General features: G+C 51.6%; 17 protein-coding genes and 1 tRNA gene. 10 read left to right on the plus strand and 8 right to left on the minus strand.

Annotation, left to right across the window (positions count from 1 at the left end):
- Positions 1 to 44: 44 nt before the first annotated feature.
- Together GWA01_RS01735 and GWA01_RS01740 are read right to left on the minus strand one after the other, a co-directional pair.
- The gene (locus tag GWA01_RS01735) at positions 45 to 1,484 is read right to left on the minus strand and encodes an ATP-binding protein (protein ID WP_146793413.1); all 1,440 of its coding nucleotides are present in this window, start codon (positions 1,482 to 1,484) and stop codon (positions 45 to 47) included.
- Positions 1,485 to 1,488: 4 nt separating this feature from the next.
- Positions 1,489 to 2,718: a TIGR03862 family flavoprotein gene (locus tag GWA01_RS01740; protein WP_146793415.1), complete on the minus strand. Its 1,230-nt coding sequence runs from the start codon at positions 2,716 to 2,718 to the stop codon at positions 1,489 to 1,491.
- Between the two features lie 69 nt (positions 2,719 to 2,787).
- Here GWA01_RS01740 and panC point away from each other — a divergent pair, with 69 nt between their 5' ends.
- The 3 genes from panC to GWA01_RS01755 all read left to right on the plus strand — a co-directional run bounded on the left by panC (position 2,788) and on the right by GWA01_RS01755 (position 5,845).
- Positions 2,788 to 3,615 carry a pantoate--beta-alanine ligase gene (gene panC / locus GWA01_RS01745; protein WP_146793417.1) on the plus strand — a complete coding sequence of 276 codons (828 nt, stop codon included), beginning with the start codon at positions 2,788 to 2,790 and terminating at the stop codon, positions 3,613 to 3,615.
- A gap of 60 nt (positions 3,616 to 3,675) precedes the next feature.
- Positions 3,676 to 5,373 carry an adenine deaminase gene (gene ade / locus GWA01_RS01750; protein ID WP_146793419.1) on the plus strand — a complete coding sequence of 566 codons (1,698 nt, stop codon included), beginning with the start codon at positions 3,676 to 3,678 and terminating at the stop codon, positions 5,371 to 5,373.
- Positions 5,374 to 5,620: 247 nt separating this feature from the next.
- Positions 5,621 to 5,845 carry a DUF2171 domain-containing protein gene (locus tag GWA01_RS01755; protein WP_146793421.1) on the plus strand — a complete coding sequence of 75 codons (225 nt, stop codon included), beginning with the start codon at positions 5,621 to 5,623 and terminating at the stop codon, positions 5,843 to 5,845.
- 52 nt (positions 5,846 to 5,897) lie between these two features.
- Here GWA01_RS01755 and GWA01_RS01760 read toward each other — a convergent pair whose 3' ends face one another.
- Complete coding sequence (locus tag GWA01_RS01760) at positions 5,898 to 8,030, minus strand: TonB-dependent receptor (protein ID WP_186819423.1); 2,133 nt, start codon at positions 8,028 to 8,030, stop codon at positions 5,898 to 5,900.
- Positions 8,031 to 8,181: 151 nt separating this feature from the next.
- Entirely contained in the window at positions 8,182 to 9,567 is a 1,386-nt protein-coding gene (locus tag GWA01_RS01765) for an Nramp family divalent metal transporter (protein ID WP_146793423.1), read from the minus strand.
- A gap of 165 nt (positions 9,568 to 9,732) precedes the next feature.
- Between GWA01_RS01765 and mntR the strand changes: the two genes are divergently transcribed.
- The gene (gene mntR, locus GWA01_RS01770) at positions 9,733 to 10,212 is read left to right on the plus strand and encodes a manganese-binding transcriptional regulator MntR (RefSeq protein WP_146793425.1); all 480 of its coding nucleotides are present in this window, start codon (positions 9,733 to 9,735) and stop codon (positions 10,210 to 10,212) included.
- Positions 10,213 to 10,396: 184 nt separating this feature from the next.
- Positions 10,397 to 11,797, plus strand: coding sequence for a hypothetical protein (locus tag GWA01_RS01775; RefSeq protein ID WP_186819424.1), 1,401 nt, complete (start codon positions 10,397 to 10,399; stop codon positions 11,795 to 11,797).
- Positions 11,798 to 12,219: 422 nt separating this feature from the next.
- Here the strand turns inward: GWA01_RS01775 and GWA01_RS13345 are convergent, their stop codons facing one another.
- Both GWA01_RS13345 and GWA01_RS01785 read right to left on the minus strand, forming a co-directional pair.
- Positions 12,220 to 12,726: an IS5 family transposase gene (locus GWA01_RS13345; RefSeq protein WP_146795410.1), complete on the minus strand. Its 507-nt coding sequence runs from the start codon at positions 12,724 to 12,726 to the stop codon at positions 12,220 to 12,222.
- 551 nt (positions 12,727 to 13,277) lie between these two features.
- The gene (locus GWA01_RS01785; protein ID WP_146793429.1) at positions 13,278 to 14,894 is read right to left on the minus strand and encodes a dihydroxyacetone kinase subunit DhaK; all 1,617 of its coding nucleotides are present in this window, start codon (positions 14,892 to 14,894) and stop codon (positions 13,278 to 13,280) included.
- Between the two features lie 592 nt (positions 14,895 to 15,486).
- Here GWA01_RS01785 and GWA01_RS13130 point away from each other — a divergent pair.
- Together GWA01_RS13130 and GWA01_RS01795 are read left to right on the plus strand one after the other, a co-directional pair.
- Positions 15,487 to 15,573: a helix-turn-helix domain-containing protein gene (locus GWA01_RS13130; protein ID WP_229316033.1), complete on the plus strand. Its 87-nt coding sequence runs from the start codon at positions 15,487 to 15,489 to the stop codon at positions 15,571 to 15,573.
- A complete protein-coding gene (locus GWA01_RS01795) occupies positions 15,566 to 16,276 on the plus strand; it encodes a hypothetical protein (RefSeq protein WP_146793431.1) in 711 nt (236 codons plus the stop codon). Before GWA01_RS13130 ends, GWA01_RS01795 begins: the two co-directional genes overlap by 8 nt.
- A 549-nt stretch (positions 16,277 to 16,825) precedes the next feature.
- Here the strand turns inward: GWA01_RS01795 and GWA01_RS01805 are convergent.
- Positions 16,826 to 16,902, minus strand: a tRNA-Arg gene (locus GWA01_RS01805).
- 64 nt (positions 16,903 to 16,966) lie between these two features.
- Positions 16,967 to 17,881 carry an alpha/beta fold hydrolase gene (locus GWA01_RS01810; RefSeq protein WP_146793433.1) on the minus strand — a complete coding sequence of 305 codons (915 nt, stop codon included), beginning with the start codon at positions 17,879 to 17,881 and terminating at the stop codon, positions 16,967 to 16,969.
- A 167-nt stretch (positions 17,882 to 18,048) separates the two neighbouring features.
- Between GWA01_RS01810 and polA the strand changes: the two genes are divergently transcribed.
- From polA to GWA01_RS01825, 3 genes are read left to right on the plus strand one after another with little or no spacing between them, the layout of a single operon-like run.
- On the plus strand, positions 18,049 to 20,823 hold the full coding sequence (gene polA, locus GWA01_RS01815) for a DNA polymerase I (RefSeq protein WP_146793435.1): 2,775 nt from the start codon (positions 18,049 to 18,051) through the stop codon (positions 20,821 to 20,823).
- 5 nt (positions 20,824 to 20,828) lie between these two features.
- Positions 20,829 to 21,449: an SCO family protein gene (locus tag GWA01_RS01820; protein WP_228118289.1), complete on the plus strand. Its 621-nt coding sequence runs from the start codon at positions 20,829 to 20,831 to the stop codon at positions 21,447 to 21,449.
- Positions 21,450 to 23,102, plus strand: coding sequence for an ABC transporter substrate-binding protein (locus GWA01_RS01825; protein WP_146793437.1), 1,653 nt, complete (start codon positions 21,450 to 21,452; stop codon positions 23,100 to 23,102). It begins immediately after the preceding gene.
- The last annotated feature ends 11 nt before the right edge of the window (positions 23,103 to 23,113 follow it).

Here is a 23,113-nt window from a genome sequence, read left to right on the forward strand (position 1 = left end):
CGGGAATAGTGTGAAGGTCTGGTGAAGCTGGTATGACAGAACTGTTACAGCGTTTGCCAACCTAGCCCCACAAGTGCAACGCGCCGTCCGTGGGCGTCCTCACGGAGCACGATGACCTCGCGCTCTTCCAGATATGACAGCTGACGGCGTGCACGGCCGAGCGAATGTGTGCTGTAGGCACGGGCAAGGGCTTCGTCGTCGGGGCAGGGCAGGCTGTCCAGTGCGTGTCGCGCCAGTAGCAAAAACACGCCCTGGACGTCTTCCGGAAGAGACGCCGCAATGGTTTCGGCCTGTCGCCAGTCTTCCCCATCGGCACGTTCGCGCTCGAGGCCTGAACGAAGCGTGGCAAGAATACGACGAAATGACTTGAGATCCAGAATGTTACGCGGCAGCCCGTGGATGCGCGCGCGGAGCTGGAAATCCTGATAAAGTGTCGCCAGTGGTTTGTAGTCTGCGCCTTCTTCAGCCGCGACTTCGGAGACAAGCTTCCAGATTTGATCCGGATCGAGATCCGTCTGGGCTTCAGGCATAACGGGCTCTTCCGCAGCACGTTCTGAGCCGTAGGCATCGAGCTGTGCGAGGAGATCTGGCGGTGGTGGGCGGTTTTCACGGCGCTGGCGGGGTGCGAATTCCGGGACGGGCTCCAGGATAAGGTCGCGCAGGTCTTCTGCGGCAACAGGCTCAAGCGGCACAAGAACAGGGCCGGTGGCGTGACTGGCGGTTTCGACGCGGCCGATGGATACAAGCTTCGGGCGTCGTGACAGGGCTGGACCGAGTGCCATGAACTGCCCGCGGGATAGGTCCCGGAAGGCTTCTGCGGCTCTGCGTTCCATGCCCAGAAGATCTGCTGCACGGGCCATGTCAATGTCCAGAAAGGTTCGTCCCATCAGGAAATTGGAGGCCTCGGCAGCGACATTCTTGGCGAGCTTTGCAAGGCGCTGGGTTGCGATGACGCCAGCAAGCCCTCGTTTTCGGCCACGGCACATAAGATTTGTCATTGCGCCTAATGAAAGGCGGCGTGCCTCGTCGGAAGTATCGCCCGACGTTACGGGTGCAAATAGCTGCGCCTCATCGACCACGACCAGAACCGGGTACCAGTGCGCTCGGGGGGCATCGAACATGCCGTTGAGGAAGGCACCTGCGGCGCGCAGCTGCATTTCAGCCTCTACCTGCTCCAGATTGAGCACGACGGAGGCACGATGGGCACGAACGCGCTCGCCTGCTGCACGGAGGCTGGCTTCGCTTTGGTCTTCGACGTCGATCACCAGATGGCCGTAATGCTCGGCCAGCGTGACGAAGTCTCCCTCAGGGTCGATCATGACCTGCTGGACGAGCGTGGCTGTCTGTTCGAGCAGGCGGCGCAGGAGGTGAGATTTTCCTGATCCAGAGTTGCCCTGAACCAGAAGGCGCGTGGCCAGCAGTTCCGGCAGGTCAATGCAGGTGTCGGAGCCGTCGCGGCCCTGTCCGAGAACGATGGATGTCATGGTGTCAGGCGATAGCGGAATGTGATGATTCAAGCCAGCGAAGCATGCCCTCTGCGGCGGCAAATGCAGTAGAAAAACATCCCTGCAGCAGATATCCGCCGGTTGGGGCCTCCCAGTCGAGCATCTCGCCAGCGGCGAACAGGCCGGAATGTCTGTGGAGCATGAAGTGTTCGTCCAGCGCGTCCTGCCGGATGCCACCTGCTGTGGAAATGGCACTGTCGAGAGCGTCTGTTCCCGTTATGGTAAGGGGGAGGGCTTTGATTGTGTCCGCTAGAGTGGCGGGTGTTGCATCCTTGGGTGTTGCCGCTCGCAGCAAATCTCGGGACAGGCTGTCGAGCGCGAGAGACTTGCGAAGCCGGTTGGACTGGCTTTCACGGGGGCGTTGGGCCAGCAGGCGTCGAAGAATATCCGCTTGTGTCATCATGGGACGAAGATCGAGAGACAGAACTGCTTTGCCATTTCTGGCTACCGTATCCCGTAATGGGGCTGACAAGGCATAGAGAGCAGAACCTTCCAGGCCGCGTGCGGTCAGGGTGAGGTCGCTTCGGGTCGTGCGTCCATCAAAATTCAGGGCGACCGAATGCAGGATTGCGCCGGAATGGCGTTCGCGAAATGTGTCGTTCCAGTCTGGAAGGAAGCCGCAATTGGCGGGAGCGAACGGCGTTATTTCCGAGGGTTCAAGCAGCGTGGTCCACTTTCCATCCGAACCCAGCCTCGACCAGCTTGCTCCCCCCATGGCCAACAATGTTGCGTCTGCTTTTATTGTGGCTGGGCCGTCGGGTGTTGCGAATATGAGGCTGCCGTCTGCGTTTCGTGCTTTCAGTCGATGCCGCGTGCGGATCTCTACATTTTGGACTGCAAGTCTTCCTAACCATGCTCGAAGCAGTGGGGAAGCTTTCATGGCTTTCGGAAAAATGCGGCCTGAACTGCCCACAAAGCAGGGTTGTCCCAGATCTTCTGCCCATTTGCGAAGGGCCGTGGGTGGAAAGGCTTTGAGGGCGGGCGCAAGCCACTCTTGTGCTGTGCCATAGCGCGTCAGAAAACGCTCGAAGGGTTCGTCATGTGTCAGGTTCAGGCCGCTTCGTCCGGCCATGAGAAATTTCCGCCCGACACTTGGCATGCTGTCGAAGATTGTGACCCTGCATCCCTTTGCCGATAGAAGTTCAGCGGCAAACAGTCCTGCGGGGCCAGCGCCAATAATGGCAATCGTGAAGGGCGGAGTGGAAGCGTTCATGGCGCGATCATTGCCATGCGAGGCGTGTTTTGTCAGGTTCCCTCGCGCCAGTGCACAGGGAGGCAACAGATGCAGGTTTTTTCAACCGTAGAAGATTTCAGGAAAGCCCGGACGGGATTTGCTGATCTTGGATTCGTGCCGACCATGGGGTTTCTGCATGAAGGACATCTGAGTCTGGTGCGGCGTGCGAAAGCTGAAAATGGTGCTGTGGCCGTCAGCATTTTCGTAAATCCTACCCAGTTTGGCCCTACCGAAGATCTGTCCAGCTATCCGCGTGATCTGGAGCGTGATCTGGAGTTGTTGCGCGAAGCTGGTGCGGATCTGGTTTTCACGCCGGATGTTGATGTTCTGTATCCGCAAGGCTTTGTGACGAAAATAGATGTGGCGGGTGTGGCTGCGGAAATGGAGGGGCGATCACGCCCGGGGCATTTTTCCGGGGTGGCAACTGTAGTGACCAAGCTGTTCAATATCGTGCAGCCGCAGCATGCTTATTTTGGTCAGAAAGATGCGCAGCAATGCGCCGTTGTTCAGCGGTTTGTGCGGGATCTGGATATTCCTGTCCGGATCGTTGTTTGTGAAACCTCCCGCGAGGAAGATGGGTTGGCGCGATCCAGTCGTAATGTGCGGCTGAGTGCGGAAGATCGCCTGCGTGCGCCTGCACTATATCGCGCATTGACAAAAGCTGCGGAGGCCTTTCAGGCGGGCGAGCGCAGGACGTCCGTGCTGGAACAGATCATGAGTGAAGAACTCCATGCCGGTGGGATTGACGTTGTTGATTATGCGACGGTTGTTTCCCCTGACACTTTTCTGCGTCCGGATATTCTGAGTGAGAAGGGGCTGGCACTTCTTGCTGTGAAATGTAGTGGGGTTCGTTTGATCGATAATATGCTCCTCTAATCAGATTGCTCTCATGCGCTATAAGAGGCTGACACGAGGTTCTATGAAAGGTGTTCAGACATGCAGAAGACAATCGCGCAGCGCGTCGCCCAGGGGCAGGGCAGGGAGGCAGCCGATCTGGTCATCCGGGATGTGCGCCTTTTTGATCTGGTGACAGGGGACCTCGTTCCTACAGATATCGCGATCTGCGGGGATCGTATTGTTGGAACGTATGGTTCATATGAAGGTCGCAAGGTCATTGAAGGTCGCGGCCGAATTGCTGTTCCCGGCTTCATCGATACGCATCTGCACGTTGAATCCTCGCTCGTCACGCCTTTTGAATTCGATCGGTGCGTGTTGCCGCATGGCGTTACCACGGCGATCTGTGACCCCCACGAAATGGCGAATGTTCTGGGAAGTCAGACATTTGACTATTTTCTGGGGGCGGCAGAACGCGTGATCATGGATCTGCGTGTCAATCTGTCGAGCTGCGTTCCGGCAACTCCGATGGAGACGTCTGGTGCCACATTGCAGGCCGATGATCTGGCTCCTTATCACGATCATCCCAAGGTGATTGGCCTTGCGGAATTTATGAACATTCCCGGCGTTCTGAACGGGGATGCGGGATGCCTCGACAAGCTGGCGATGTTTTCTGGTGGTCACATTGACGGTCATGCTCCGCTTCTGCGTGGCAAGGCGCTGAACGGGTATCTGTCTGCTGGTATTTCAACGGATCATGAGGCCACCGCAGCGGATGAGGCACTGGAGAAGGTGCGTAAGGGGATGGTCGTGCTGATCCGGGAAGGATCGGTATGTAAGGATCTGGAAGCCCTTGTTCCACTCCTGACGGTTGCGACGTCTCCGTTCTTTGCTTTCTGCACGGATGATCGAAATCCGCTTGAGATTGCTCATGAGGGTCATCTTGATTTCCTGATCCGCAGAGCGATTGAGCTTGGGGTGGAGCCGCTGGCTGCGTATCGGGCGGCTTCCATGTCCGCGGCGGCGGCTTTTGGATTGAGAGATCGTGGGCAAATTGCGCCGGGCAAGCGTGCGGATATTGTTCTGCTTGATGATCTTGAGAAATGTGCTGTGTCCGACGTCATCAGTGCGGGTCGTTTAGTAAACGACGCCCTTTTTGCTGGTCGGGATATTCTACCGCCTGTTGGGCTGCAGAGTGTGAAGCTGGCGGGCACCATATCGGCGAAAGATATGGAAATTTCTGGAAGTGGTGTTGAACGGCCGGTGATGGGAATCATTCCAGGCCAGATCATTACGGAGTTCCTGCGCTGTGATCTGCCGGAGCGTAATGGCTGTGTTATGGGTGATATCGGGGCAGACGTTGCAAAAGTCTGTGTTGTTGCGCGGCATGGGCACAACGAAAATATTGGTCGCGGCTTCGTCAAGGGATTTGGCTTGAAGCAGGGCGCGCTTGCTTCATCTGTTGGCCATGACAGTCACAATATCTGCGTTGTGGGGACGGATGACGCGGATATGGCACTCGCCGTTAACCGGCTTTCGGAAACGGGCGGCGGATTTATAGCGGTCAGGGACGGAGAGATCGTAGCGGAACTGCGTTTGCCGGTTGCAGGACTGATGAGTGATGGTACTTTCGAGCAGGTTCGTGATGATCTGATCGTGCTTCGCAAGGCTTCAAAGGAAATGGGAGTTTCACTTGAAGAACCATTCCTCCAGCTTGCATTTCTGCCGCTGCCCGTGATCCCGCATCTGAAAATTACAGATATCGGGATGATCGACGTGAAGACGATGGAGTTTGTGTAAGCACTGGGCCTGAGTTCGCCCAAAGAAAGCGGACATGGCAGGACTGCGAGCGCTGCTGCCATGTCTGTGATTCGGAAATGATTTGATAATATTTCTGAGTGGTCGGTTCTTTGTTCAGTGCAATCATGCTCGAGGATAATTCTTTCTAGATGATTGAATATTGATCCGATTTTTCCGGCATACATGAGGCTGGGGAACATTTTTCATAGTCTCGCGTTTGACGAAGGTATGAGAAAGGAAATCGATCATGGTTGACTTTGCAAAGATCAAAAAAAACGCTGAGATCATTGGCGCAGATGGTGTTCATGTTGGCACCGTTGATCAGATTGAGCCGCATCGCATCCGCTTGAAGAAAGAAGGCACGGCTCCTCGTCAGAACCATTATATTTCCGTGGGACTGATTGCGGATATTGAAAACGGCACTGTTCGTCTCAGCGCGAATGCTGATGTAGCTGTGACGCTCGAAGATTGATACTCGGGGCCTGTCTGGCGAAAAAATCAGACAGGCGCTTACTTAATGGTGTTCAGAAGTCAGAAATGACGGAGAAATACGTTCCGCGTCTCTGGCCATATTGAGCCTGATAAACGCCGACACCGCTTCCGTCCCGAAGCTGGTAACGCCTGTCGAAAAGATTGACGATGTCCACCCGGAATTTGGCATCATAACCAAATGGCGTGTGCGTTAAGGTATATTGGTACCCAGTATTGAAAATGTCATACTGAGGCTGCTTTTTGAGATTGGCAAAGCCGCTTCGAAGACCATTTCCATAAATGAAATCGATATAAGCCATATGGTGCTTGCTACTATATGACGCGCCCGCGCTTGCCGTATAACGTCCCTGATGGTCGAGCTGAATGGCATTTCTGCGGATATAAGCGAGTTCATCCACTGCGAACTGATATTCTGCGGAATTGATATTTTTTGCTGCCGTTTGGACGAATGAAAAGTTGCCAAAAACAGACCATGGGCCGTGGTGCCAGGAGCTTCCAAATTCCGCGCCATAAACCTGTCCACGTCTATAGCTGAAAGGCGCGAGAATAACGGCGCGTCCAAACTGTCCGAGATCTGTGAGATTATGGGCCCACTTGCTGTATGCGTCGATCGTGATCTGAAAATCATGCGTGACGTGCTGTAGAATTCCAGCGTCAATATAATGGGATGTCTCAACGCGTGTCGGGGTGTCTGTTGTGTTTTCTGGTGCGTTTGTTGTTCCGCTGAAACGAGCGAGTGTTGTGGGGTGGATGTACTGCGGCGAGGGTGGCGCAAAATATCGCGAATAACCGAGATGGAATGTTGTTTTGCCGGTCGGCTTCCAGACAATATTTACACGAGGGCTGAGTTGGCCTTGGTTTCCGAATGAAGATGCAAAACGGTCATATCGGGCACCGTAGTTCAGCGTGAGTTTTTGGGTGATATGATATTCATCCTGAATATATGCGCCTGCTTCGGCAGACCAGTTTCCTGTATTGTCAATCATGCGCTGGGGAATTGCTGACAGCTGCAGGCCCTTTTCATCGACAGGAAAGAGGAGTGTATCTGTATCGAGGCGCTCCGCTGTGTATTGTCCCAGAAAGCCTGCACGTAGGGTGTGCTGATGTGTGATTTTCCACGATAGGTCGAACTGTGCGCCTGCTGTCGTGAAGTCGTTGATTTCGTGCTGGGCGACCCCCTGAAACATGAGGTCTCGAATAGGGTCTGGGGTATAATCAATGCGACCGTAGCGGAAAAATGGAGAGACCTGAAAATTCAGTTTGTCCAAACTATGCTGATACGACAATACGGCGTAGTAATTCTGCTCAGTCTGGCTGTCATTTAAGTATCGGGATTGAAGATTTTTGTCATTTGGGCTGCTTCCGCTCACCGCATAGATTTGTGGGAGGCCGGGTGTATTGGGAAGCTCGAACTTCGCGTAGGACGCGCTGGTCAGGAGTGAGATGCGGCTTGTATCGTCCAAGCGCCATGAGAAATAGCCAAAACCCTTTTCCTGCTCTGTAACGTCATGGATCGGCCGGAATGAACTGGTTGGATTTTCAATGCCGATATTGTTGCGATTGAACGACAGGGTCGTGAAATATTCAAAGCGGCCTTTTTCGCCCCCCAATTGAAGGGAAGGGGCGAAGGTATTGTAGCTGCCTCCGTACAGGGAAAGCTGGTTGTGTTTCAGACTGGAGCCGCTTTTGGTTTTGACGTCCACGATCCCAGCGGTTCTAAACCCGAACTGCGCGGGGAGGGTCCCTGCCAGCAGATCTACGGAGTCAATGATGCGTGTATCCAGTTCCTGACCAAAGCCGTTCAGGCCTTCAGGGAGAAGGACGCCATTGACACGATATGTCAGGCCACCATGTTCGCCGCGTACGTGAACCTCTCCATAGCTGTCCAGAACGACACCGGGCATGCGCAGCATGATCTGGTTAAAGGCGGCATTCTGGCCTTGAGGTGTGGCTTGAATCTGCCGCTGATCCACGCCGTAGGACACGGCGCCAAGACTTGGGAAAATGCGACCACGTTCCTGATTCAGCTTCCCGGTTACTGTAATTTTCTCGGTGGGCGTTACGGAGTTCTGAGGAACAGTTCTGGTATTTTTTTCTGCTGTTTTGGTGGCTGGAAGCGGATCTGCGTGTGCCTTTACGGCAATTAGCAGTGCGAAGGAACTCATGATTATTGTGTGGAGCAATAAACGCTGCTCAGAAATCCGACGCTTAAGAACATACTTATAATTATAGCATATGCTATATATTGATGTTGAAAACATGCCTGTTGGTTCCCAAGACGGACTTAAGTTCAGATGGTTTGGCTAGCGGATGCTGTCAGCCGATGACGGTGTCGTAGAGCAGTTTGATGTTAAGGATCAGAATGATGCCTGCCACGAGCCAGGAGAGGCCTTTGAGCCATGGTGTGATGACGAAGTTGCCCATTTTCCTTCGGTCTGACACGAACATCACCAGTGGGATGACCGCAAAAGGCAACTGCATGGAAAGGATGACCTGACTGCTGACCAAGAGCGTACCGACCCCTTTTCCACCATAAAAAACCGTTACGATGGCGACGGGAATAATAGCCAAACCTCGCGTCAGCAGGCGTCTGGCCCAGTGTGGAATGTGGAGCCTGAGAAACCCCTCCATGATGATCTGGCCAGCGAGTGTTCCCGTAACGGTGGAATTCGTGCCTGCGGCAAGGAGGGCAAGGGCGAACAGCGTTGATGCAATCCCAAGCCCCAGAATTGGTGAAAGCAGGCGGTAAGCATCCTGTATTTCGGCTACGTTTTGATGGCCGGTATTATGGAATGCTGCCGCCGCAACGATTAGAATTGCGGCATTGATGAAAAGAGCCAGCATCAGCGCAATCGTGCTGTCCCATGTCACCCACCGGATGGCCTCACGTCGCCCGTTTTCAGTACGCTCATAAGCGCGTGTCTGGACGATGGATGAGTGCAGATAAAGATTATGGGGCATCACGGTGGCACCAATGATGCCGATCGCGACGTAGAGCATTGCTGGAGTGGTTATGATTTTTGGCGATGGAACCAGCCCCTGCAGCACGCCTGCGATCGGGGGGGCTGCGGCAAAAACCTGTACTGCGAAGCAAAGGGCGATGATGCTGAGAAGCCCGATGACAAAGGCCTCAAGGTAGCGAAAGCCTCGGTTCATCAGCATCAGGACAATTAATGCGTCGCCTATCGAGAGAAGCGCTCCGCCGAGCAGTGGCAGCCCAAACAGAAGTTGTAATGCCACTGCTGTGCCTATGACTTCCGCAAGATCGCAGGCGATGATGGCAAGTTCACATGCGAGCCAGAGGAAGACATTGACCACCGGAGGAAAATGATCGCGACAGGCCTGTGCAAGATCCCGCCCAGTCGCGATGCCCAGTCTTGCAGCAAGCGCCTGCAGGAGAATGGCCATCAGGTTGGACAGGACGATAATCGTGAGCAGGGTATATCCGAACTGGGCTCCCCCCTGCAGATCCGTTGCCCAGTTCCCGGGGTCCATATAGCCGACGGAAATCATGTAACCAGGCCCGACGAATGCTAGAAAACGACGAAACCAGGGGGCTCCTGCATCGGCAACCGGAATGGTAGAAAATGCCTCAGGCAGGCTCTGGCGCGCCTGATCGCTTTCGGACGAGAAACGCCAAGATGTGTTTTTGCTGCCTGCTTGGGTGGTGGCTTTGGGGGCGTTTGGAGTCTGGTCTGGCATGATTATCGCATCCAAGCGCAATATGAATTGTTATGCAATATGCTATAATGTTCAGCAGTGGGATATTTTATAAGAAGAAAAATACCTTCTATCGCTGGTAGTTCAGTGTGAAATTCATTATTCGGTCCCGAATATTGTTTGTGACGATGATCAGGACGAGGCGGTATGGTGCGGAAGAAGACAGCGGGAAGCCTGCCGGACATGGAAACCCATTCAGAAGGGTTTCGGGCAAACCGCGCCGCCAGACGTAAAGTGTTGGTTGAGGACTACGTCGAACTGATCTCGGATCTGCTGTCTGAAGGAAATGAGGCGCGACAGGTGGATATTGCCGGGCGCCTTGGGGTGTCACAGCCCACGGTGGCCAAAATGCTCTCGCGACTGTCTACAGAAGGGTTTGTCATTCAGAAGCCTTATCGCGGTGTGTTTCTCACCCCCGCAGGTCAGGAAATGGCAGACAAGGCGAGGCTGCGGCATCAGGTGGTTGAGGCATTTCTGTTGGCTCTTGGTGTAAGTGAAGACAACGCTCGCATTGATGCCGAGGGCCTTGAACATTATGTCGGATTCGAAACGCTTCAGGCATTCGAAGCCGCGTTACAGGGGGGGCTTCAGGCCTTTATGAAGGGCGTGAGATCCTGCCGGGATTGAGATAAAATGTGAATTTCATTCTTGAAAATCCTCCATGTTGGTGATTTTAATTATTATTTTACAAATAATCCTAGCATAAAATTTATTCCATTTATGTGGGAGTAATTGTCATGAATGGTTGTCTTGTAAGGATTATATTTCAAGCGTATTAATAATTATGAATTTATTTACTTTGGGATGATCATTGATGCACAGTCGCTGCCTTGTAATTTTTAAGACACACTTTTGGGATGGTGTGGTGCAGAGACAACTAGAACGCCTCCAGAAGGTTGTTCAAGGAAGAAATGAAAAAATAGAAATAAGTGTTATTTTGTTTGTCGACGAAACGAATGGGCACATTGAAATTCCAGAAGAGCTGAATTGTATAATTTTCCGTTGTAAATCAGACGACGTTAAAGATTATGGAATTGTAACTGATCCTAATCACAATATATTTTGGTATAGTAATGATATTCCGGCGATTATTTTGGCCATTAATAATCCAGAGTATAATTATTATGTGATGTTAGAGTATGATGTTGTAATAAATAAAAATATAGAAGAAATAATTTATTTGGCAAAAAAAAATCATATTGATTTTCTCGCTCACCCTATATCCTGTTCAAATCAGTCGTGGGCCTGGAAAGGTACATGTGTTGATTATTATGAAGAAAGTGATTTCGTAAAATATTTAAATTGTTTTGCATTGTTTTCTAGGGAGGCATTATTGTGGGTTATGAAGAGGAGGCTTTATTTTTCTAATCTTATTAGAGAAGGAAAGCTTAATATCTTCCCAAATGCTGAAGCTTTTGTCGCGACGGAATTATTAAAAAAAGGATTTACTCTGGCAAATTTGTCGGATTTCGGGCCTGTTCCTCATTATGATTGGAGCCCTTCATGGCTGGAAGATGATTTGGCTTTGTTCTCTGAGGACGCATTTATTCATCCAGTAAGTGGTAAGGAAAAATATATTTCAACTACAGATTTTTCTCATCCATTCGATTATTTTAATCATAATTCGTTTCTTTATAAGCGTATTATGCGTCTTCCTGATGAGATGCTGCCTGCTCTTTATGAAAAATTGCGTAGCGTTGCTTCTGTAGACCAACTCCAGAAATTGCGCTCTGACATGATAATACACATGAGTAATGAAGGAAGGGCAAGGTATGGCCTCGATGTTGTTAGTATTGGACGCAATTGTGCTGCATGGCAAAGTTCAACGGGTCAAGATTCTCATTCGGAGAATGAGGCATGTGATGTACTGAACCATATTCCAAATGGTCATTATTCTTTTCACACTGTCGCTGAAGAACATCCGTGGTGGATGGTTGATTTAGGAGAAATAAAATTTGTTAACGTAATGAAAGTATATAACCGAAATTTTATTCCAGATCGAGCATTTGGAATCCAACTTTTTTCGTCTAAAGATAAAAAAGATTGGATTTTATGCGATTATCATCGTTTGGATTCTCCTTTTGAAGGGTTGAACGGGACTCCTTTATTTCTTGAAGTGTATAATGAGGTTCGTTATTTAAAGCTTATTCTTCCATATTATGGATGTTTAAATCTTGATCATATTGATATTATTGGTAAAATTTTTAGTTAAATTAACCTCAATTGTATTCAAAAGGGTTAAAAAATCAATCAATTATTATTCTATTATTTCCAAATGACTCAAAAGCGCTCCTTCAGCGCTGTTGCTAGGCGCCCCCGTTTCATGCATTGTATTATGGGCGCTTGGCTTAAAACCAGTTTATTTGACTGTCTGTTTATGGGCATTGAACCAGATTGATGACTGTCCCAGACTATGTCCTCATCAAATAAACGCTGGCTGTCGTGATACGTCTTGGGTGTGCATTTCTTCTAGCGTTTATGCTCAGCGGATATACATGCACGTGATCAGCGAAAACCCTTAATATTCACGACTCCGTCTCGGGCTTCTCAGTCGTTCCGTTGCTCGGCGGATGGGAAGATTCACTTATTATGCCGGTGACAATTGGTACGCTGAATGCTGTACTGTTTATGTCGCTAGGACCAATCGACATTCAAGTGATCCAGATCCTGGCTACTGCGAGATGAATGAAGCCTGTAGAATGGATGGCTTTTACGATCGTAGCGCTTTGCGAAACAACGAAAATTTTTGAGACGATTGAAGCACTCCTCGATACGGTTGCAGTCTTTGTAAAAAGTCCGGTCGTGAGGGATGACTATCTTGCGGTTCCGCTTTGACGGAATGACAGCCTTTGCGTTCATGATAGTAATCCGTTCTCTGAATCCTTTGCTGTCATAAGTCTGATCCGCGATTACTGCACTCGCAGTCTGGCCTTCGAGCAATGCAGATGCTTGGGTGGGGTCATGAACCTGTTCAGCTGTGATAATAAACTGTAACGGTCGCCTCAGAGCGTCAGAAAGCATGTGGATATCGGTGGTCAATTCAGCTCGGGAGCGTCCCAGCACCTGATTTTGAGCCCCCCTTTTTCGGTTGTTGCCTGCTGGTGAGCGTGGACAATGGTGCTGGTGATCTCTCCAACTTATGGATTGATTTGCATCATCTTCCTCCTGCGATGCTACAGGCCGAGCCGATCGTTAAGATATCCTATTGCGCCACTCACGTTCGTGGAGATGTGATAAAGTATGCTATTGGCGATGCTCCGACCCAGAAGCGGAAGTGGTGCTGGAACGCAAACTGCTTGGGGCTGTGTTGGGTGCCCCGTTCTTCGCATACCGCGCCGTTTTGTTGGGCAGTGCGGACAATCGCGTCATATACCCCGACGACCGGGCACAGACATTGCCGTCTCCCAAGCATTTACACTTCAATTCAAGTGTCAGCGTAAAAATCCAGACGGTTAAATTGAAATAATGTATTCGATTATTTTTTAAAATAAAATGGTCTATATATTGTAGAAAATTACCAGTATTTTGGTTTATTTTATCCCTTTTACTCCCTTGTCGGTAGTCAGTTAATATCGAACATCGAGATTTTTTTTCTGATTTATCCCATACGGCCCATCTAAAAGGCGCGTAGCGAAGTTCAGTAAAACTCACGCTTCGCACCTGTTCAGTTCATCACTTGCTTTTGGTTGGGCTCAGGACAGCTTTGAAAGGCCTTCCAGAAGGCGGGCAATTGCCTCTGCTCCCGGGTCCGGGATATTTTTGAGACTCTCGCTCGGAACGTAGGCTGCGCGGCCGGCTCGTGCAGGCATCGTGCGGGTTGCATTGGCGCCTTCACGCGCAGCTTTGGCTGCCTGTTTCAGGTCCCCGGTTTTAAGTGCTGCTATGGCCGGGAACAGGGCATCAAGCATCGTACGGTCCCCGGGGGATGCGCCGCCATATCTGTGCATGCGCTCCAATCCGGCCTCAAGTCCATCGCGCCAGGCTGTGTTTTGTCCCGCTGTTGCGAACATGATGGACAACAACACACCACTCGAACCCCCAGCATTGCGCGCCAGAAGCCTTCCGAGCGTTTCACAGAGCTCCTGTGGAGAGGTCAGAGGAAGTCGGTCGATGTCTTTCAGGATGACGCGGCTAGCTTCGGCAAAGGTTGAACCTGCATCGCCGTCGCCGATTTGCGCATCGAGCGCATTCAGATCCTTTTCATTGTCGAGAAGGATGCTGGCTCCGTGAGTGATAAGTTTCTCGAGATAAGCGTTCGATGAAGGCTTATATGCAAATGTATCAGGCAAGGTTGGGGTGGGCTTTGTCTGGATCTTGCTAAATGGCGCAATACCCGGCCAAGCCCAAGGTTCAACTGGAAACTTCAGGGCCTGAATAAAATCAGTTCGGGCAGGGATCGCAGACAGGGAAAAGCCGTACATATCCAAGGAAGTCATCATGGGGGCAGGGCCAATCAGGAATTCTATGCGTTCAGCAAGAGAAGTTCTGGAAAGCGCATCTACGATTGCCTGGGCTTCCAATACGGGGACTGCGCCCAGCATATTGACCATGACGGCCTGAGGTTCATCTGTCAGATACGGGGTAAGAGCTTCCGTAGTTTTCGCGACCAGGGCATCCAGCTGCTCTACAGCAATACGATCGGTGCCGGGCTCTCCATGAATTCCGAGGCCCAGTTCTGCCTCATCTTTATTTAGTCGCGTTTTGTGGTCAGGGTCATAAACATTGACGTCTGATAATGAGAGACCAAGAGATACTGTTGCCTTGATGGCATCCATGGCGGCTTGTTTAACGTCCGCCAAGGAGGCGCCAGTCTCCGCAGCATATCCTGCAATTTTCTGGACGAGGACAGTTCCGGCGATACCTCTGGCGTTGGTATCGTGGCCGAGTGCTGTGTCATCAGCCACGATGACAAGTTCGACCTTCTTTCCAGCAAGGCGCGCCTGCTCTGCCGCAAGGCCGAAGTTCAAGCGGTCGCCAGTATAGTTTTTGACGACCAATAGGCAGCCCGAATCTCCGGTTACTTCCAGTATTGCGGCGAGAATGGCATCCACATTGGGTGAGGCGAAGAGTGCGCCGCAGACGGCTGCGGTTAACATTCCGGCTCCGACGAAGCCCGCATGGGCGGGTTCATGGCCTGAGCCACCTCCCGAAACAATTGCGACTTTCGATTTATCCCAGTCTTTGCGCAGAACGACATGGATGTTGTCATGTCCTTCAAGTCGACAGAGATGCTGGCCGGTCGATGATCTGAGAAATCCGTCGATGCCCTCGGTAACGAGCGTGTCACGGTGATTGTAAAAGCGTTTCATCGTATCTTTCATCCTAAGAGGACGGGTAACGACTAGAACGCTCCAATCCGCGCTTCAGACAGATCACTTTCAAAGGAGGCTGATCAAAGCGCTCAAATCCGCGATATCCAGCTAAATCATGTGTAGTTGCCACAGTCGTTAGACAGACAAATGAGCGCATGCAGAAATATTTTATTTTGTGGGTGCTTTTATAGTTGTGCGAGGCCTCAAGTCACATGGTCTCGGATTTCGAAGTGGTAAACATAATTTTCGGATGTGTACGTATTTCCACGCAGGACCAACAGTATGTTCTACAGGCCCAGATTGACGAGCTTCGTAAGCAGGGCTGTGAGCGTGTTTATTCCGAATAGGTGTCAGGCCTTAGGGAGATAGACAGAGACCTACACGAGTTGTGCATATCACCAAGTCAAACAAATTATTCCCAAATATACGGCACTTGCTCGAGCATCAGGGATGCTTATTTGTCATCCTTTTCTATGGGAGACACTTAGTTTGACGTACACAACGCAAAGGCATTGCCAAAGCGAAGGAACAAGGCAAATATCGCGGAAGAAAGACAACAGCTATGGCTCAATCACAGGACATTCAAAAGATGAAGTCTGAGGGTGTTTCTGTTACTGACATAGCTAAGAAGCTGAATATCTCCCGCATGTCAGTCTATAGGGTCTTAAGTGAATAAAGTTATTTGCGTGGCAATAGTAGCTTGTTTCTTTGTGATAGGGTTTTTTCTGTGCGCTTTTGTGTTCGTGTGCTCAGGTGAGAACACTGAAAAATGGGGTGATTTAGCAACATGGGCTGGATCAGGCGTTTCGTGTTTAGCTCTTATTGCGGCAATAACTGCCACAATATGGAGTAAGAACGCGTCTGATGTTGCAAATGAGAACAGTACATTTCTCTCATTAAATAGTTTAGTTGAATTAGAGTCTCAAAAATTCTCACTTGAATATGAAAAAATGAAAAACAATGTTATAGATTTTAAGCAAAAAATTCGATGTATACATGCTGGATCCATATCTATTGAAGAAACTCATAGATTCTCTTTGGAGGCATGGGGAGAAATAAACAGAAATTCTTTAAAAATGAATCATATTTTTATTAAAGCAAAAGATAACATTCTTTATGCAAAAATATCATCTTCATCCAGAGAGAAGTTAATGAAAAATTTCCTAGAATCCATTGATTATGAATTTATTTTTGAGGCGTTATTTCAGAATCTAACAAAAGATGTTATAGAATGCTGCAAAGAAAATTTCTTTGGATCGGAAATGTTTTACGAGAACTACAAGAGTATAGTTCTCGAAATGAATAATTTTGGCATGTATTCATTGTTGTTTGATCAAGCTAAGAAAAACGGCAATATAGATTACCTTAAGTCCGTCTAGGACGTAACATGTCCTTGTATTTCTCATTTGTGTTGTGGTCGTAGTGTGCTTCTAACATTTGCACACTCGTCCATGTGTTCCTTGCCAAGATGTACGCATCAACACCATTCTTAAGCTGCTCCGTTATATAGAAGTGCCTCAAGCTGTAAGGCGTTCTGTGTTGCTATTTCTGAAGCGTTAAACCTTGAGCAACACGCGCTTTCATATAAGCAACTTAATCTTAGATGAGGCGCATGGTGGTTTTGCGTGAACGTTCAACCTGTCTTCAGTTTCTAGAAAAGATTCATAGTAGAATCGTCGATAGGGCCTTTTCGCTTCGTGACAGTCTGTCCTGTCTTGGGATTTTCGCGTTTGTCCCTGTTCGGCAATGGAAAAGCGACCAGACCAGCCAGGCAACGTCGCCCTGTTTGAGTGCATTTTATGATGCGGACACTACGTTAGAACCATGCTTATCGATGCGTAAAAGCCTTGTTTTCTGCCCTCATGCTAGCATTAAGCTCAAGGGAAATGAGACAAGTTAAAATCTTAAGTCTCTGAAAAAAAGGATTTTGGTGGACCCGACGCGATTCGAACGCGTGACCTTTGCCTTCGGAGGGCAACGCTCTATCCAGCTGAGCTACGGGTCCAGACGTGTTCCCAATAGACTGTTCGGCTCTTTATGGCCAGCCCCCTTTTTTGACTTCTGGTGCTTCAGGGGGGAGCGGTGGCTATCCATAATGACGCGGCGATATCTCCGCCTGAAGGCAATGCCTGATCCGGATGTTCAATCCACGCCACGACGTCCTGTGCTGCGCCCCTTCTGTCTCGCGTGAGCAGGTGGTGTGCGCCGGGGATTTCATCGACCCTTGTTCCGGCGGGAAGTTTTTTCAGGAGGGCGGCTGTATATTGCGGAAGAACAAACTGATCTCGGCCACCAAATACCAGTAGTAATGGAATATGGCTTTGCGGGGCTTTCTGGAGTGCGTCCTGCATAAGGATCGTAAGGCCATGAAGAGGGTGAATGGTGGTGTTGTGAAGCGTTAGTGGGTCAAAATACATGCGCCTTAGCGCGCGAATGTTATCACTCGCGACCCGATGTCCGGGGACTGCTGATCCGTCGAGTTTCCAGTTGGGAGCAACGGCATCTATCCCTGCGAGAATGCTCTTCCAAGGCTGTCCTATATCCATGACGGCGGGTGCCAGTAGAATAGTGCCGCTGACATCGGTGTTATTTTCTGCATCGGCAAGGAGGGCGACAGCCCCGCCCATACTTTCCCCCATCAAATATACGGGGATGCCGGGATAGCGCAGATGCACCCATGCTGTTTGCTCGCGCGCGTCCTGAACCATGCGCTGAGTGTTACTCCAGCCTGCACGGTCTTTTGTCTGGCCGAACCCACGCAGGTCAGGGGCGACGATGTCGATGGCATGGGCATTGTAAGCAGGGGCAGCGAACTCCCACGCATCCCGGCTGTCTCCAAAGCCATGAAGGGCCAGAATAACGGCTTTGGGCTTTTCCGGATTTTTATAGAGCCGGACGGGGATTCGTGCACCGTCAGACATCTTGAGGATCGTGTCTGGTGCGATAAGCGCAGTTTCGCGGGCGGTTGGGTGCAGGTTGGGCATATGCCTGACACTGCATGCGCTCAGGCTGAGTGAGCAGACGAGGATACATAAAGAGTAGCCAAAGCGACCAAAGGTGCGACTTGGACGGTTTGAAACGGGCGGGAATGAGCCTATCATTCGTACAAGTTTAGAACGCCCGGCTTCTCCGGGCGAGCCAGGAGAGATACGTGCCGTCCGAAAAAACCCATCTGGTCCTGGTTGACGGCTCCGGCTTCCTGTTCCGTGCGTTTCACGCCCTACCGCCGATGAGCAGCCCTGATGGCGTTCCGGTCAATGCGGTCTTTGGTTTCACAAACATGCTGATGCGCCTGCTGCGTGATCATGTGGGAACGCATCTGGCCGTTATTTTTGATGCAGGGCGCAAGACCTTCCGGACGGACATGTACCCGCAATACAAGGCGCATCGTCCGGAGCCGCCGGAAGATATGCGCCCACAATTCGCCCTTGTTCGCCGGGCGACGGAAGCTTTCAATATTCCGGCAATTGAGCTTCCCGGCTGGGAAGCGGATGATCTGCTGGCCAGTTATGCCAAGGCTGTTGTGGCCGCAGGCGGGCGCTGCACGATTGTCTCATCGGACAAGGATCTCATGCAACTCGTTCGACCCGGCGTCGAGCTGTTGGAACCGATGAAGCAGAAGGTCATTCGTGAGGCTGAAGTTGAGGCTAAGTTTGGTGTTACGCCTGACAGGGTTGTTGATGTTCAGGCTCTGATGGGCGATTCGACCGATAACGTACCTGGGGTTCCAGGTATCGGGCCGAAGGGCGCGGCTCAGCTTGTGCAGGAATATGGTTCGCTTGAGGCAATTCTAGCCGCAGCGGAGGGTATGAAGCCTTCCAAACGTCGTCAGTCTCTGATTGATCACGCGGACGCGGCAAGAATGTCGCTTCGGCTCGTAACGCTTGATGAGGATGTGGAACTACCGCGCCCCATCGACGAGCTGAACTGCTGTGAGCCTGTAAACGAGGATCTGCGTGACTGGCTTGAGACGATGGGGTTTCACTCCATCATCCAGAGAATGGGCCTTGGTCCTGCGGCACGTCCAAGAATGCCGATGCGGGCCGTTCAGGCGGCACAAGATGCGGGCTCTGATTCCGCTCAGGCTCACACACCATCCGACGTCGCTTACGGTCCGTATGAAACCGTAACGGATATGGATGCGCTCGATCGATGGATCTCGCAGGCATATGAAGCGGGGATTATGGCGGTCGATACCGAGACGACTGGCTTGAATGCGCGGCTGGCGGATATGGTGGGGCTGTCGCTGTCCACCGCACCCGGGAAGGCGTGTTATGTACCTTTCCTTCATGAGGGCACGCTTGATCAACCTACCGGCCATCAGCTTGATCGTACGGAAGTACTGGAGCGGCTTGCTCCGTTGATGCGCGACCAGAGTGTTCTCAAAATTTTTCAGAACGCGAAATACGATTTGCTCGTATTTCATAAGGCGGGTCTGTCTGAAGTCGCGCCGATCGACGATACGATGCTCATTTCCTATGCGCAGTCTGCGGGCGAACATGGGCAGGGCATGGATGAACTCTCTGCCCTTCATCTGGGTCACACGCCAATTTCTTATGATGCCGTGACGGGTACAGGGCGTAATCGCATTCCTTTTGCTCAGGTGACGCTCGAAAGTGCGACGGCCTATGCGGCAGAGGATGCCGATGTGACGCTGCGTTTGTGGCAGGTTCTGAAGCCTGCGCTCCGCACTCGGCAGGCGCTTGCGCTGTATGAGGAAATGGAGCGGCCGCTGGTCGATGTTCTAACCGGAATGGAAGAGGTGGGCATCAAAGTCGATGCGACTGAGCTTCGACGGATGTCCAAGGATTTCGAAACGCGGATGGCCGAGATCGAGAAGGATATTCACGAGCAGGTTGGGCGTAGTTTTAATGTTGGATCGCCCAAGCAGCTTGGTGAAATCCTGTTTGATGAAATGGGGCTTCCTGGCGGCAAGCGAACCAAGACGGGTGCTTGGGGCACTGATTCGTCCGTGCTCGAAAGCCTCGCCGAGCAGGGACATGATCTGCCTCAGAAGATCCTGTCATGGCGTCAGCTGGCAAAGTTGAAATCAACCTATGCTGATGCGCTGGTTCAGCAGATGGACCCTGCCACGCAGCGGGTTCATACGTCCTTCCAGATGGCCATCACGACCACAGGTCGTTTGTCTTCCAACGAGCCGAACCTTCAGAATATTCCAATTCGGACAGAAGAAGGCGCACGTATTCGCAAGGCGTTCGTAGCGGCAGAGGGCCATGTGCTGGTGTCGGCTGACTACAGCCAGATCGAGCTTCGGCTTCTCGCGCATGTGGCAAAAATCGAGCCATTGCTGGAGGCTTTTCGTCTGGGGCAGGACATTCATGCGAGAACGGCGTCCGAAGTGTTCGGAGTTCTAATCGAGGGAATGGATGCGCTGACACGTCGTCGGGCGAAGGCGATCAATTTCGGCATCATTTACGGGATTTCGGCTTTCGGGCTTTCACGCCAGCTTCAGATCTCGCCGGGCGAGGCGCGCTCCTACATTGATGCGTATTTTGCACGCTATCCCGGTATCCGTGACTACATGGAGCGGACAAAGGAAGAAGCGAAAGAGCATGGCTATGTGACGACGCCATTCGGGCGCCGTTGTTACGTTCCGGGTATTCGCGAGAAGAATGGTGCGCGCCGGGCTTATGCTGAGCGTCAGGCAATCAATGCACCGCTTCAGGGGGGCGCGGCCGATATCATCAAGCGTGCCATGGTACGTCTGGCGCGCGCCCTGCCAGAGCAGAAACTGAACGCCCGCATGCTCCTTCAGGTGCATGACGAACTGCTCTTTGAAGTTGAAGAAAAGGATGCGGCAGCGCTGGCAGCGTTTGTGCGCAAGGAAATGGAAGGGGCCGCTTCGTTGGATGTTGCTCTGGAAGTAGAAACAGGTATCGGCGCCAGTTGGGCCGAGGCACACTGAGAGACATGCGTAACATGCAGACCGAACACGAGCGCCGCAAAAAAGTCGGCAACAGGATCATCCTCTTGGTGATCTTTATTGCAGTAGTGCTTGGCTATATCGGCTTTGTTCTTGCATCCCATGGTGGGCCCAAAATGCTGGTGCAATCCAATGGCAATGAGATCGGCGGGAGCTTTCGCCTTAATTCACTTGGCGAGAGCACCGTAACTGAAGGCGATTTTCACGGTACGTGGATGCTGGTGTGGTTTTTTGATCCCCGTTGCCCGAAGGATCAATGTCAGCCTGTGCTTAAAAGCATGGAAACGGCAAAGGCAGCTCTTCATGCCAAGGGTATTCGGGTATCGGCTCTGGCTGTCTCGTTGGATATGGATGCGGTCGATAACGACGCGCTGAAGGATTATGTCATTCCAATCGCGCCTCACGTCATGCCGTTTACGGCTTCGCCAAACATGCTCAAGGCTATGACGACTGAGTATCATGCGCCTTTTGAAAAGGTTGGTGGTCATTATGTGCAGGCCCCGCAAATTGTCGTCATGAACCCTGACAGCCGGTATGCCGGGATGATTGCTGCGGATGGTGATGCAGATGCCCTGACTGCGCAGATTCAGAAATTTGCGGCGCGCTGAATGAAAGTCTGCGCTGCCGCACTGGGATTGCTGATCTCGACGCTGTGGAGCGCGGGAGCGCTGGCACAGGAAATTACTCCACCAGACTGGAACGGTGAAACGCTGGGTAGCTCTCATCGTGGCGGCGTTCTGCACCTGACGGCAGACGGTCCTGCCGGTACGCTGGACCCGCAGATCAACTACAATACGCAGTACATGCAGGTTTTCGTGAACATGTACGACGGTCTGCTGACATTTCGTCAGGCGCGTGGACTTTCGGGTCAGGACGTTGTGCCTGACCTTGCGGACGCTCTCCCACAGATCAGTGCAGACGGTCTGGTGTGGCGACTTCATCTGAGGCCGGGGCTACGTTTTTCCAGTGGGGCGCCTGTTCGCGTTGAGGATGTTGTGTCCTCGTTCAAGCGCATTTATCAGGCAGGTAGCCCCACGGCGGCGTCATTTTATGGTGGTATCGTCGGTGCGAAAGAATGTCTGGACGACCCTGCGCATTGCAGCTTGCCAGGCGTGCAAGGTGACCCTGCCACCGGAGACATTGTTTTCCACCTAACCCATCGCGATGGTGAGTTTCTCTATAAACTCGCGTTCGCGCATGCTGTTATCGTGCCTTCTGACACGCCACTGCATGATACGGGAAATACGACTGTCCCCGGAACAGGGCCATACAGGATCACGTCTTACAACCCTGAACATCAGATGATTCTGGAGCGTAATCCGTTCTTTCACGTCTGGAATCCGCAGGCACAGACTGATGGATTTGTGGATCGGATCGAATATGATTTCGGACTGTCGGATGAGGCTCAGATCACAGCGGTCGAGCAGGGGCGGTATGACTGGATGTTAGACGCAAAGCCGTCCGACCGTCTGGGAGAGCTTGGTGCACGTTATGCTTCGCAGGTCCATATAGAACCGCTCCTGGGTCTCTATTATCTGGCCATGAACGTCCACGAAAAGCCATTTACGGATCTGCGCGTGCGTCAGGCAGTCAGTAAGGCAGTGAGCCGGCATGCTATGACCATTCTGTTCGGTGGGGGGGCGATTGCGGAGCCGCTATGCCAGATGGTGCCGCATGGAATTTCCGGAGCAGATATAGGGCTTGATTGTCCTCAGGACCTCCAAGAAGCTAGGCGGCTAATTCAGGAGAGTGGCGCGGAGGGCGCGGCTGTAACGCTCGTGGTGCCAAACCGGGCAGTTGAGGCTGGTATGGGAACGTATCTGCGGAATGTACTTCAGCAGATAGGCCTCAAGGCTCAGCTTCGGCCGATTACGGCAGGGCTTGCGACCTCTTACGAGCAGAATACTGCAAACCACGTTCAGATCGCGTTATCATACTGGTTTGCAGATTATCCTTCGGCCTCGACTTTTCTCGATGATTTGTTTGGTTGCGATAATTACCACCCGAATTCACCTGTCTCACCAAATTTTACCGGCTTTTGTGATCAGCACATTCAGTCCTTGTTTGATCAGGCGATGGCTGAAAGCGATCCCGCGAAGGCCGCTCCTATATGGCAGGAGGCGGGGCGTGGCATCATGAAACAGATGCCGGGAGCCCCGATGATACAGATGCGAACGATTGATTTTGTGTCCAAAAGAACAGGGAATTATTTTTCTACGATGTTGAACCACATGTTATTTTCTCATGTGTGGGTCCAATAATATTTTATTGA

The organism is Gluconobacter wancherniae NBRC 103581 (genome assembly GCF_007988885.1).
Taxonomy (GTDB): domain Bacteria; phylum Pseudomonadota; class Alphaproteobacteria; order Acetobacterales; family Acetobacteraceae; genus Gluconobacter; species Gluconobacter wancherniae.